Raw genomic sequence first — 12,533 nt, 5'->3', positions numbered from 1 at the left:
ATCCGTAAGACGTCGTCCGCGCGTCGGCCATCCGTAGTTGGCGCCGTACCGGGAATCTCTTGTGGTGTGACAGCGGTACAACTCCCCGAGAAGCCCGTCCCCGGCTTCACCCCCGTCCGCCGCGACAGCCGCGCCCGCCTGGTCCGGCGGGTCTTCTGCGTGCTTCCGTTGCTGCTGGTCACCGTGGTCGCGGTGCGACACCGGTTGGTGCTCGCCGAGGGCTTCGGCCATCTCGCCACCGCCCGGTGGCCCTGGTTGCTGGCCGCGGCCTGCGCGACCTGTCTGACCTGGGTCGCCGCGGCCTGCACCCGGCAGGGCGCCGTCGTGGAACGGCTGCCGCGGCGGCGGCTGCTCGCCACGCAGTTCGCGGCGGGCGCGGCCAACCATCTGCTGCCGACGGGGCTGGGCGCGAGCGCGGTCAACCTGCGGTTCATGGCGGTGTGCGGGCTGCCGCTCGCCCGTTCCTCGGCCGCTCTCGCCCTGTATCTGCTGGCGGAGAGCGTGGGCCGGCTCGCCCTGCTGGGCGCCCTGCTGATCGCGTTCCCCGACGCGCTGCGGCTCGGCACCCTGCTGCCCGAGGGGGCCGTGGGGCCGCTGCTGATCGTGGCGGGCGCGGTGCCGTTCGTGGCGGCGGGCGTACTCGCGCTGGCGCCACGGCTGCGTGCGACGCTGGTCTCCTTCCTGCGGACGGCGCTCGGCGAGGCCCGCTCGGTGCACGCCCTCCCGGCGCGGGCGCTGGCGCTGTGGGGCGGCGCGCTCGCCTTCCCCGCACTCCAGACGGCGGTGCTGGTCCTGGTGGGTGAGTCGCTGGGGCTGCCGGTGCCCGCCGCGCACATGGCGGTGGCGTATCTGGCGGCGACGGTGGCGGTCGCGCTGGTGCCCACGCCGGGCGGGATCGGTTCGGTGGAGGCGGCTCTGGTCGTGGCGCTGGTGGCGGCCGGCGGCCCGGCGGCCGTGGCCACGGCGGTGGTGCTCGCGTTCCGGCTCATGACGGTCTGGCTGCCGCTGCTGCCCGGGGCACTGACGTTGGCGGCGCTGGTACGGATGAAGGTGATCTGAGGCCGAAACACCGCGCCCCGCTCCTGGGCGCGGTATCGACCACCACGCGCGATGCGGCAGGATGAACGCTCGCGCCGGTCGAACTCTCTTGCGGACCGGCGTGGTTCGCGCATCCCGGAATACAGCAGGTATCGAGCAGGTGACGACGTGACGAGACTTCACATCCGGCCGTCGGCGAGGCACTTCGCCGCAGCCGCGCTCCATGGAGGTGGCCGGTGACGGACGACCCGACCATGGACCACCTGGTGCCCGCCGGCATCGCGCTGGCGGCGGGCCTCCTGGGCGCGTTCCTGCTGCGCATGGTGCTGCGCTGGCTGGCGGGACACGCCGGGCGCACCCGCTGGAGCGGCGACGACGTCATGGTGGCCGCGCTGCGCACGGTGGCGCCGTGGGCGGCGGTCGCGGGCGGCGTGGCGGGCGCGGCGGCGGCGCTGCCGCTGACGCGTGCGGTGCAGCACAACGTCAACCAGGTGCTGACGGTCCTGCTGATCTTCGTGGCGACGGTGTCGTCGGCCCGGGTGATCGCCGGCCTGGTGCGGGCGGTGACGACGTCCCGTTCCGGGGTCGCGGGATCCGCCACGATCTTCGTCAACATCACCCGGATCCTGGTGCTCGCCATCGGTTTCCTGGTGATGCTGCAGACGCTGGGCGTCTCCATAGCGCCGCTGCTCACCGCGCTGGGAGTCGGTGGTCTGGCGGTCGCGCTGGCCCTGCAGGACACGCTGGCCAACCTCTTCGCGGGCATCCACATCCTGGCCTCGAAGACGGTGCAGCCGGGTGACTACATCCAGCTCAGCAGCGGCGAGGACGGCTACGTCGAGGACATCAACTGGCGGCAGACCACCGTCCGCGACCTGTCCAACAACCTGGTCGTCATCCCGAACGGCAAGCTCGCGCAGTCGAACATGACCAACTTCATGCGGCCCGAGCAGCAGCTCACCATCATGGTCCAGGTCGGCGTCTCCTACGACAGTGACCTGGAGCACGTGGAGCGGGTGACGGCCGAGGTGGTCGCCGAGGTGATGACCGAGATCACCGGCGCGGTGCCGGACCACGAGCCGGCGGTGCGCTTCCATACGTTCGGCGACTCGCGGATCGGCTTCACGGTGATCCTGGGCGTCGGCGAGTTCAGCGACCAGTACCGGATCAAGCACGAGTTCATCAAGCGCCTGCACAGGCGCTACCGCGAGGAGGGCATCCGCATCCCGGCCCCCGCCCGGACGGTCGCTCTCCAGCAGGGGTCCGTGGTGTTCCCGCAGCAGCGGACGGGCGAGGACGCCGTCCCGTTCGCCTGACCCCCCACCGACTCGTTCAGGTATTCGATCGAATGCGACGGGAGTCGTGCGGCCGCTTGTCCGGAATCTCCGCACGGCCCCTGTCGAGCCCGGGTCGATCACGAGATATCTTGATGTCGAGCAATGTTGCAGACGTGGAGCGGAGCACCCGGTGACTGACTCGACCATCATCTATACGCACACTGACGAGGCCCCGGCCCTGGCGACGTATTCGTTCCTGCCGGTGATCCGGGCGTACGCCTCGCGGGCGGGTGTCGCGGTCGAGACCCGCGACATCTCGCTGGCCGGCCGCATCATCGCCCTGTTCCCGGAGTACCTGGCCGAGGACCAGCGCATCCCGGACGCCCTGGCGGAGCTCGGTGAGCTGGCCAAGACGCCCGCCGCCAACATCATCAAGCTGCCGAACATCTCGGCGTCCATCCCGCAGCTCAAGGCCGCGATCGCCGAGCTGCAGGACCAGGGCTACGCGCTGCCGGCCTACCCGGACGACCCGAAGACCGACGAGGAGCGCGACGTCCGCGCCCGCTACGACAAGGTCAAGGGCTCCGCGGTCAACCCGGTCCTGCGCGAGGGCAACTCCGACCGCCGCGCCCCGGCCTCGGTGAAGAACTACGCCAAGACCCACCCGCACCGCATGGGCGCCTGGTCCGGCGAGTCGAAGACCAACGTCGCCACCATGGGCGAGAACGACTTCCGCTCCACCGAGAAGTCCGTGGTGATCGCCGAGGACGGCGCGCTGCGGATCGAGCTGGTCGGCGACGACGGCACCACCACGGTGCTGCGCGAGTCGGTACCGGTGAAGAAGGACGAGGTCATCGACGCCTCCGTGCTGCGCGTCGCCGCGCTGCGCGAGTTCCTCACGGCCCAGGTCGCCCGCGCCAAGTCCGAGGGCATCCTGTACTCCGTGCACCTGAAGGCCACGATGATGAAGGTCTCCGACCCGATCATCTTCGGCCACGTGGTCCGCGCCTTCTTCCCGAAGACCTTCGCCCAGTACGGCGAGGCGCTCGCCAAGGCCGGCCTCACCCCGAACGACGGCCTGGGCGGCATCTACAAGGGCCTGGAGTCCCTGCCCGAGGGCGCCGAGATCAAGGCCTCCTTCGACGCCGAACTCGCCGAGGGCCCGGAGCTGGCCATGGTCGACTCCGACAAGGGCATCAGCAACCTGCACGTGCCCTCCGACGTCATCATCGACGCCTCCATGCCGGCCATGATCCGCACCTCCGGCCACATGTGGGGCCCGGACGGCCAGGAGCAGGACGCCCTCGCGGTCATCCCGGACTCCTCCTACGCCGGCGTGTACCAGGCCGTCATCGAGGACTGCCGCGCCAACGGCGCCTACGACCCCTCCACGATGGGCTCGGTCCCGAACGTCGGCCTCATGGCGCAGAAGGCCGAGGAGTACGGCAGCCACGACAAGACCTTCGAGATCCCCACCACGGGCACCGTCCGCCTGGTCGACGCCGACGGCAACGCCGTCCTGGAGCAGACGGTCTCCGCCGGTGACATCTTCCGCGCCTGCCAGACCAAGGACGCCCCGATCCGCGACTGGGTGAAGCTGGCCGTCACCCGCGCCCGCGCCACCGGCGACCCGGCCGTCTTCTGGCTGGACGAGGGCCGCGCCCACGACGCCAACCTGATCGCCAAGGTCAAGGCGTATCTGCCGGAGCACGACACCGAGGGCCTGGACATCCGGATCCTCAACCCCGTCGAGGCGACCAAGCTGTCGGTGGAGCGCATCCGCCGCGGCGAGAACACCATCTCCGTCACCGGCAACGTGCTGCGCGACTACCTGACCGACCTCTTCCCGATCCTGGAGCTGGGCACCAGCGCCAAGATGCTGTCGGTCGTCCCGCTGATGGCGGGCGGCGGCCTGTTCGAGACCGGCGCCGGCGGCTCCGCGCCCAAGCACGTGCAGCAGCTGGTCAAGGAGGACTACCTGCGCTGGGACTCCCTCGGCGAGTTCTTCGCCCTGGTGCCGTCCCTGGAGAAGTACGCCGAGGTCACCGGCAACACCCGCGCCAAGGTCCTCGCCGACGCCCTCGACCGTGCCACGGCGACCTTCCTCAACGAGGACAAGTCCCCGACCCGGCGCGTCGGCGGCATCGACAACCGCGGCAGCCACTTCTACCTGTCCCTGTACTGGGCGCAGGAGCTGGCCGGGCAGACCGACGACGCGGACCTGGCCAAGGCCTTCGCCCCGCTCGCCGAGAAGCTGACCGCCGACGAGCAGAAGATCGTCGACGAGCTGAACGCCGTCCAGGGCAAGCCGGCCGAGATCGGCGGCTACTACCAGCCCGACCCGGCCAAGGCCGCCGAGGTCATGCGCCCGTCGGCCACGTGGAACGAGGCGCTGGCGTCCTTCGCCTGATCCTCCCCCGGCCCGAAGGCCCGCGACGCACCCCGTCTCCGTCCACGGAGGCGGGGTGCGCGTCTCTCCCGTCCCCGCGTCCCCGCGTCCCCGCGTTATCTACGTCTGTGCGGAGCAGCCTCATGCCCTCCTTCGAGCTCGTCCCCGGCGACCCGGCTTCCCCCGTGCTCCTCCACGTGCCGCACTCCTCCCGGCGGATACCCGCCGACGTCCGCCCCGGCATCCTCCTGGACGACGCCGCGCTGGAACGGGAGCTGGACCACATCACCGACTCGCACACGGACCGGATCGCCGAAGTCGCGGCCAAGATGGCCGGACTCACGCCCTGGCGGTTCGTCAACCGGGTGTCGCGGCTGGTGGTGGACCCGGAGCGGTTCCCGGACGAGCGGGAGGAGATGACGGCCGTCGGGATGGGCGCCGTGTACACGGGGACGTCGCACCGGGAGGCGCTGCGGCCCGACGGCACCGACCCGGAGCCGTTGATCGAGCGGTACTTCCGGCCGTACGCACGGGCGATGGCCGCGGCGGTCGCCGACCGGCTCGCCGCCACCGGTCGGGCCGTGATCATCGACGTGCACTCCTACCCCACCGAGCCGCTGCCCTACGAGCTGCACGGCGAGGGCCCGCGTCCACCGGTCTGCCTAGGCACCGACGCGTTCCACACGCCGTCCGAGCTGCTCGACGCGGCCCGGGAGGCGTTCGCCCCGTGCGGGCAGACGGGGCTGGACAGCCCGTTCAGCGGGACGTACGTGCCGCTGGAGTTCTACGGGAAGCGGCGCGAGGTGGGCGCGCTGATGGTGGAGATCCGCCGGGACACCTACATGACCGAGCCCGGGGGCCCGGCCGGGCCCGGGCTGTCCCGCCTCGCGGCATCGCTGGCGGCCCTCGTCGACGCCGTACCGGGCTGACCGCGGGCCCGCCCACCGGCTGGAGCACTCCCGCGCGACAGCCGCCCGGGTGCGCGGTGAGGGTGGGTGCATGACGCAGGAGACCACCACGCTGACCGGCCAGTCCCCGCCCCCCGTGCGGGACTGGCCCGCCCTGGACCTGGACGGCCCGCAGTTCGACCCGGTCCTCGCCGATCTGATGCGCGAGGGGCCGCTGACCCGCGTCCGGCTGCCGCACGGCGAGGGCTGGGCGTGGCTGGCCACCCGGTACGAGGACGTGAAGGCGATCACCAACGATCCCCGGTTCGGGCGGGCCGAGGTGACGAGGCGGCAGATCACGCGGCTCGCCCCGCACTTCAAGCCGCGCCCCGGCTCGCTCGCGTTCGCGGACCAGCCCGACCACAACCGGCTGCGGCGCGCGGTCGCGGGGGCGTTCACCGTGGGCGCGACGAAGCGGCTGCGGCCCCGGGCGCAGGAGGTCCTCGACGGCCTGGTGGACGGGATCGTCCGGGACGGACCGCCGGCGGACCTGGTCGAGCGGGTCCTGGAGCCGTTCCCGATCGCCGTCGTCAGCGAGGTGATGGGGGTGCCGGCCGCCGACCGGGAGCGCGTGCACTCCTGGACGCGGCAGATCATCTCCACCTCCGGGGGCGCGGAGGCCGCCGAGCGGGCGAAGCGGGGACTGTACGGGTGGATCACGGAGACCGTCCGCGCCCGCGCCGACAGCACCGGCGACGACGTGTACTCGATGCTCGGCGCCGCCGTGGGCCGCGGCGAGGTCGGCGAGACGGAGGCGGTGGGCCTGGCGGGGCCGCTGCAGATCGGCGGGGAGGCCGTCACGCACAACGTCGGTCAGATGCTGTACCTGCTGCTGACCCGCCCGGAACTGATGACCCGGATGCGGGAACGCCCGGACGCGCGGGACACCGCCCTGGACGAGCTGCTGCGCTGGATCTCGCACCGCACCTCGGTGGGCCTCGCCCGCATCGCGTCGGAGGACGTCGAGGTGCACGGGGTGCGCATCGGTGCCGGCGACCCCGTGTACGTGTCCTACCTCGCCGCCAACCGCGACCCGGACGTCTTCCCCGACCCGGACCGGATCGACCTCGACCGCGCTCCCAACCCGCACCTGGCCTACGGCAACGGGCACCACTACTGCACGGGTGCCGTGCTCGCGCGGATGCAGACCGAACTGCTCGTCGACACCCTGCTGGAACGGCTGCCGGGGCTGCGGCTCGCGGTCCCCGCCGACCAGGTGGCCTGGCGCCGCAAGACCATGATCCGCGGGCCGCGCACCCTGCCCTGCGCCTGGTAGGCCGTCACCGCGGACCGGCGGCTCAGGCGCGCAGCCACTCCGTCACGACCACCTCCCGGCCGGTCCGCAGCCGCAGCGCGAAGGGGCCGGTGGGCGGCGCCCCGCCGGTGAACCGGCCCAGGTCGTCCGCCGTCAGCCGCGCGTGCGCCAGCGGACCGCTGAGGACCTCGATCCGGGCCGGCCCCGGCGGCAGCACCTGGCCGATCAGGCCGTCGGCGGTCACCTCGACGTCGACGGTCATCTCGTCCGCGCGGAAGGTCAGCATCCGCGGCGGGTCCGTCGCTCCTCTGACCGGGATGGCGTCGACCAGCGAGTCGAAGGTCAGCTCGGCGACGCGGGCGTCCAGGTCGTGCAGGGCGAACGCGTCCACGGTGATCTGCCGCAGTTCGGCCGGGACCGGGTCCAGGATCGCGGCGGCCTGCCGCAGCTCCTCCTCCAGGAGGCCGGTGCCGAGTTCCTCGTCGGTGAACGTCCCGTCGGACGGTTCGTCCCCGAAGTCGTCGTTCATGTCGCTCATATCGTCCCCCGTGCCTCTAGCCGGGCCCGTAGCCGGCGCAGACAGCGCTGGCGCATCGGCCCGATGCTGCCCACCGCGATACCCAGCGCGGCGGACACCTCCTGGTAACTGGGCGGCGGCGAGGAGATCAGCACTCGCAGCAACTGGCGGCAGCGCTCGCCCAGTTCCTCGAACTCCTGCCACAACCGCCGCACGCGCTCGGTCTGCGCGGCGGCCTCCTCGGAGTCGAGCACCGACTCCTCCGGCGTGCGGTCCTCGCTCGGCCGGTCGAGCAGTTGCGGATCGTCGGTCGGCGTCCACCGCTTCGACGCTCTGATCAGCTTCAGGCACTCGTGCCGTGCCGTGCTCGCCAGCCAGGAGCCGGTCTTCTCCGGTTCGCGGATCCGCCCCAGGTGCTGGGCGAACCGGAACCAGGCGGTCTGGTACACCTCGTGCGCGTCGGCATCGGACAGTCCGTGGGCCCGCACGACGGACCACACCAGCGGGCCCAGCCCGTCCACCAGTGACTTCCAGGCCGCCGCGTCCCCGTCGGCGGCCGACTGGACGAGCACCCCGACATCTGCACGGTCCACGGTCCCACCCCTCGTGTACGACACGTCATCGTACGCCGTGGAGTGGGTGGTTCCGCCCGGCATCCGGCCGCTCACGACCCGCCGGCCGGCGGGTCGAGGGGGACGGGGCGCCAGGTGGGCGGCAGCAGCGCCGGTACGTGCGCTCCGCGTACCTCCGCGTACTCGGTGTTGGCCGCGAGCAGTTGCTTGCGGGCCGCGCGCGGGTCCCGCTCCTTGTGCGCCGTCATGTGGGAAGCGACAAGACCGGCGACGACGGGGGTGGCGAACGAGGTGCCGCTCCACTGCGCGTGGCCCTCGAACATCACCTGGTCCGGCTTGGCGGGTGCCTCGCCCGGTTCGCTCAGGACCCCGTTGTGGCGGGGGTACTGGCAGGTGCAGGCGTAGCCGAACCCGTATCGGCACGCGTCGTAGGTGGAGTGCTGGTAGACGTACGGCACGGGTGTGCCGAAGCCGGTGAGGGCGCTGGTGAGGCGCTCGCCGGGGGCGTAGGCCTTGACCCAGCCGCCGTGGTTGCTGAAACAGGCGCCGAACTCGCCGTCGGCGCGCAGCGCGCCGACCGACAGCACGGACTTCTCCCAGCCGGGCAGGTCGGCGTAGGCGGCGGGCCAGAAGGGCGTGGCACTCGCGTTGTTGCCGGCGGCGGCGACCAGCAGGGTGCGCTGGTCGCGCAGTTCCGTCATGAAGGCGTGCAAGCCGAGCAGGCCGTCGGTGCGGCCGTTGGAGGTGCCGGCGGAGAGGCTGAGGATCTCGGGCCAGCCGCTCCGGTCGACGGCCTCGAAGAGCTTCTCGCCCAGCTCGGACTCCAGGATGGCGCCGGCGTCGTTGAGGGTGTTGCGAACGGTCACCTCGGTGTTGGGGGCGACGGCGGCGACGAGCCCGGCGATGAACGTGCCGTGGCCGACGTACTGCTGGAGGATGCCGTCGTCGTCGCACTCCCTGATCTGGGCGTCGCCGTCGGTGTGGGCGAGCAGCGGGTAGGACCGGTAGTCGTGCATGAGGCCGGTGTCGATGACGAGGACGCCGACGGCGGTCCCGGCGTCGTACGGCGTCTCGGCGGCGGCCGGGTTCGGTGGCTCGCCGATCGGGGCGGGGACGGGCTCGTCGCCGGGGCAGGCGTTGACGGCGATGGAGACGACGTGGTTGCGGCTGATCAGCCGACGGCCCGCGCGTCCCTCCATCGTCCTGAGAGAGCGCAGCGCGTGCGCGACGGTCGGATCGCCGCCGCCGTCGCCCTCACCGGGGTCGGCGACCTGGATGCGGGTGATGCCGGTGCGGTTGGTCTCGGGGCTCGCCCGGCGCACGTGGTCCGGGGTCAGGCCGGACATCGCGGTGAAGTGGTCGCGCACGGTGTCCTCCACGATGCGGGCCTCCTCACCGTCGCGGGCGAGGACGACGCCCTTCTCGTAGAAGAACTCGGCGGAGTCGTCCGGCCCCATCGCCAAGGGAACGCCCGGCATGGAGCGCTGGATCTGGTCGAACTGCTCGCGGAATCTCTGTGGTGCCATGGCATTTCCTCCACTGGGGCGGCGGCGGTGGTGGCGGCGGTCGCCGCGACCGTCTCGTCCGCGGTCTCGGCGACGGTCGTCAATCAGAGTCCGGGGGTGGCTGATTGATACAGACTCGAACCTGTGTGGCGCGGTTCCGGAGCACTACCATCCGTGGGGTGACAGCGGGAAGCGACTCGGTTCTCCAACTGCTGCCGATGGTGTTCGCCGCCCCCAACGAAGCGCTGGCGCGGGCGGAGGAACTGCTCGGTGCCGATCCCTCACCGCTGCACGCCTCGATCGCCCATCAGGTGGTCGGCATCTGGCAGCGGGACTTCGGGGACACCCGGCGGGCTCTGGCGCATCTGCGGCGCGCCCGCGATCTCGCGGCACGCGCGGACTCGGCGGAGCGGGAGGCGGACGTCCTGGCCACGCTGGGGGTCGCGCTGGTGCACTCCGGCCGCACCCGGGAGGGCCTGGCCGCGTTCGAGCAGGGGGTGGCGCGCGGTACCGGGCACACCCGCGCGCGGGTGCTGTACCGGCGGGCGTACGTGTGGTGGGTGCTGGGCCGGCACGGCGAGGCGCTGGAGGACGTACGGCGGGCGATTCCGGTGCTGCGGCAGGCGGACGACGTGATCTGGACGGCGCGGGCGCTGACCCTGCGGGCCACCGTGCATCTGGCGCTCGGCGCGGTGGAGCGGGCGGACGCCGACTTCACCGCCGCCGAGGCGCTGTGGGACACCACCGGCCAGGAGCACGACAAGGCCGACGCGGTGGAGAGCCGAGGGCTCGCCGCGTTCCGGTCCGGTGACGTGCCGGCGGCGCTGCGGTTGCTGGACGAGGCGGAGGAGCGGTACGCGAAGCTGGGCACGCCGACGTTCATGCTCACCATCCGGCGCTGCGAGGTGCTGATGGCGGCGGGGCTGGCGACGGAGGCGCTGACCGAGGCGGACGGGGCGATCGCCGCGCTGGACGGGATCGGCGGGCAGTCCACCCGCAAGGCGGAGTTGCTGCTGGTCGCGGCGCGAGCGGCCCGGCTGGCGGGTGATCCGCAGACCGCGCTCGCGCGCGCGGCCGTCGCGGTCCGGCTGTTCGCCGGGCAGCGGCGCACCTGGTACGAGACGCACGCCCGCCTGGTGCTGATCGAGGCCCGCGTCGCGACGGGGCGCGGTTCGGGCCGGCTGGTCGCGGACGCGGCGGCGGTGGCGGAGCGGCTGGCCGCCTTCGGGGCGCCGGCCGCCCCGGAGGCGTCGCTGCTCGCGGGCCGGATCGCGCTCGGGCTGGGCTGGACGGCGGACGCCGAACGGCATCTGGCGGTCGCCGCGCGCAGCCGGCACAGCGGGCCGCCGCTGGCGCGGATGACGGGCTGGGCGGCGCAGGCGCTGCGGGCGGGGTCGGCGCGGGGTGTGCTGGAGGCCTGCCGGCGCGGTCTGGACGTCCTCGACGACCACCGGATGACGCTGGGCGCCTCGGAGTTGCGGGCACGGGCCACGGCGCAGGGGGCGGAGCTGGCGGCGCTGGCGCAGCGGGCGAGTCTGGTCTCGGGCGGGCCCCGGCGGCTGCTGGTGTGGAGCGAGCGCTGGCGGGCGACCGTACTGGCGGCGCCGCCGACCCGGCCGCCGGCCGACCCCGCGCTGCTGAGCGGCATGACGGCGTTCCGCGAGATCGCCGCCCGCGCGGAGGAGGCCCGGACGGACGGCGGCCGTCCCGTCCCCGCCCTGGAGCGCGAACAGCGTCGCCTGGAGCGGGAGATCCGCTCCCGCACCCTGCACATGCGGGGCGAGGCGCCGGGTGACGGCGACCGGTTCGACGTGGGGCGCCTGCTGCGGCGGCTGGGCGACGACGTACGGCTGGTGGAGCTTGCGGTGCTCGACGGACGCGTGCACGTACTGCTGTGCGGTCAGGGCCGGGTACGGCGGTTCGAGGCCGGGTTGCTGGCCGACGCGGAACGGGAGGCCGAGCATGTACAGGCCGGCCTCCGGCGCCTGGCCCACCCGGGCGCGGAGGCCCGGCTGCCGCTGGTGGAGGCGGCGGGCGCGCGCCTCCAGGAACTCCTGCTGGGCCCCGCCGCGGCGCACCTCGGCTCCGGCCCGGTCGTCGTGGTCCCCCCGGCCCGGCTGCACCGGGTGCCCTGGGCCCTGCTGCCCGTACTGCGCGAACGGGTCCTGAGTGTGTCGCCGTCCGCGAGCAGCTGGCTCCGCGCGAAGGAGACCGCGCCCCCGCTGGGCGGCCGCCAGGTCCTGGTGCGCGGGCCGGGGCTGGCGAGCGGCGGCGCCGAGGTACCGGAACTCGCCGACCGGTACGGGGCGGTGTCGCGGACGCCGGACGGCGAGGAGGCGTGGGCGACGCGTGGGACCCGGCCGGCCACACCGGAGGACGACGAAGAGACGCCAGCGGCACGTGAGGTCCGGCCCGCGGGACCGGACGGCGGCGAAAAGACACCAGCGGCACGTGAGGCCACGCCCGCCGGACCGGGCGGCGACGAAGAAGCGCCAGAGACACGCGAAGCCCGGCCCACCGAACCGGACGGCGACGCCGGGCGGCGGGAGGTGCCTACCGTGCTGGAGGGGGACGCGGCGCGGGTGCCGCGGGTGTTGCGGGAGCTGGACGGGGCGGCGCTGGCGCATATCGCGGCGCACGGCACCTTCCGCGCGGACAGCCCTTTGTTCTCGTCGCTGCGGATGGCGGACGGGCCGCTCATCGTGCACGACTTCGAACGGCTCGACCGCAGCCCCTATCGGATCATCCTGTCCTGCTGCGACACCGCCCGCTTCGCCTCGGTCGGCGCGGACGAGTTGCTCGGGCTGGTCACGGCGCTGCTGCCGCTGGGTACGGCCGGGGTGGTGGCGTGCAGCGCGCCGGTCAACGACGCGGCGGTGGTGCCGCTGATGCTCGCGCTGCACAAGGGCCTGGACGCGGGGCTGTCCCTAGCGGAGGCGCTGCGCGACGCGCGGGCGGCGCTGCCGGACGACGCGGTGCACCAGGCGACGGGGTGGGCGTTCTCCGCGTTCGGGGCGGCCTGAGCACCGGCCT

Annotated in this window: 9 protein-coding genes; 6 read left to right on the top strand and 3 right to left on the bottom strand. The window is 73.2% G+C overall.

All coding sequences use genetic code 11. The annotated features are described in order from the left end of the window. The first annotated feature begins 159 nt into the window (after window positions 1-159). From ACIQ6R_RS31585 to ACIQ6R_RS31565, 5 genes are all read left to right on the top strand, one after another. Complete coding sequence (locus ACIQ6R_RS31585) at window positions 160-1,059, top strand: YbhN family protein (RefSeq protein WP_404225174.1); 900 nt, start codon at window positions 160-162, stop codon at window positions 1,057-1,059. Between the two features lie 233 nt (window positions 1,060-1,292). Beyond that, window positions 1,293-2,354: a mechanosensitive ion channel family protein gene (locus ACIQ6R_RS31580; protein WP_404184078.1), complete on the top strand. Its 1,062-nt coding sequence runs from the start codon at window positions 1,293-1,295 to the stop codon at window positions 2,352-2,354. A gap of 151 nt (window positions 2,355-2,505) precedes the next feature. Beyond that, the gene (locus tag ACIQ6R_RS31575) at window positions 2,506-4,725 is read left to right on the top strand and encodes an NADP-dependent isocitrate dehydrogenase (protein ID WP_404183725.1); all 2,220 of its coding nucleotides are present in this window, start codon (window positions 2,506-2,508) and stop codon (window positions 4,723-4,725) included. A gap of 122 nt (window positions 4,726-4,847) precedes the next feature. Beyond that, window positions 4,848-5,633, top strand: coding sequence for an N-formylglutamate amidohydrolase (locus tag ACIQ6R_RS31570; RefSeq protein ID WP_404225021.1), 786 nt, complete (start codon window positions 4,848-4,850; stop codon window positions 5,631-5,633). Window positions 5,634-5,703: 70 nt separating this feature from the next. After that, window positions 5,704-6,927 (top strand): cytochrome P450, encoded by a 1,224-nt coding sequence (locus tag ACIQ6R_RS31565; RefSeq protein WP_404225020.1) that lies wholly within the window; start codon window positions 5,704-5,706, stop codon window positions 6,925-6,927. A 22-nt stretch (window positions 6,928-6,949) separates the two neighbouring features. Here the strand turns inward: ACIQ6R_RS31565 and ACIQ6R_RS31560 are convergent, their stop codons facing one another. From ACIQ6R_RS31560 to ACIQ6R_RS31550, 3 genes are read right to left on the bottom strand one after another with little or no spacing between them, the layout of a single operon-like run. Then, window positions 6,950-7,444: a hypothetical protein gene (locus tag ACIQ6R_RS31560; RefSeq protein ID WP_404225018.1), complete on the bottom strand. Its 495-nt coding sequence runs from the start codon at window positions 7,442-7,444 to the stop codon at window positions 6,950-6,952. Continuing rightward, window positions 7,441-8,079, bottom strand: coding sequence for an RNA polymerase sigma factor (locus ACIQ6R_RS31555; RefSeq protein ID WP_375911458.1), 639 nt, complete (start codon window positions 8,077-8,079; stop codon window positions 7,441-7,443). The genes ACIQ6R_RS31560 and ACIQ6R_RS31555 overlap by 4 nt, the downstream gene beginning before the upstream one ends. 8 nt (window positions 8,080-8,087) lie before the next feature. Further along, a complete protein-coding gene (locus ACIQ6R_RS31550) occupies window positions 8,088-9,521 on the bottom strand; it encodes a S8/S53 family peptidase (RefSeq protein WP_404225016.1) in 1,434 nt (477 codons plus the stop codon). 197 nt (window positions 9,522-9,718) lie between these two features. Between ACIQ6R_RS31550 and ACIQ6R_RS31545 the strand changes: the two genes are divergently transcribed. Next, entirely contained in the window at window positions 9,719-12,523 is a 2,805-nt protein-coding gene (locus ACIQ6R_RS31545; RefSeq protein WP_404225172.1) for a CHAT domain-containing protein, read from the top strand. Window positions 12,524-12,533 lie beyond the last annotated feature (10 nt).

It is taken from the genome of Streptomyces sp. NPDC096048 (genome assembly GCF_044763415.1).
Classification (GTDB): Bacteria; Actinomycetota; Actinomycetes; order Streptomycetales; family Streptomycetaceae; genus Streptomyces.
This window is presented reverse-complemented; position numbering and strand designations above follow the sequence as displayed.

Bases quoted from the DNA above. Each gene is read 5' to 3' on its own strand.
- ACIQ6R_RS31550 (WP_404225016.1), bottom strand. From the start codon at position 9,521: ATGGCACCACAGAGATTCCGCGAGCAGTTCGACCAGATCCAGCGCTCC.
- ACIQ6R_RS31555 (WP_375911458.1), bottom strand. From the start codon at position 8,079: ATGCCGGGCGGAACCACCCACTCCACGGCGTACGATGACGTGTCGTAC.
- ACIQ6R_RS31580 (WP_404184078.1), top strand. From the start codon at position 1,293: ATGGACCACCTGGTGCCCGCCGGCATCGCGCTGGCGGCGGGCCTCCTG.
- ACIQ6R_RS31545 (WP_404225172.1), top strand. From the start codon at position 9,719: ATGGTGTTCGCCGCCCCCAACGAAGCGCTGGCGCGGGCGGAGGAACTG.
- ACIQ6R_RS31570 (WP_404225021.1), top strand. From the start codon at position 4,848: ATGCCCTCCTTCGAGCTCGTCCCCGGCGACCCGGCTTCCCCCGTGCTC.
- ACIQ6R_RS31565 (WP_404225020.1), top strand. From the start codon at position 5,704: ATGACGCAGGAGACCACCACGCTGACCGGCCAGTCCCCGCCCCCCGTG.
- ACIQ6R_RS31560 (WP_404225018.1), bottom strand. From the start codon at position 7,444: ATGAGCGACATGAACGACGACTTCGGGGACGAACCGTCCGACGGGACG.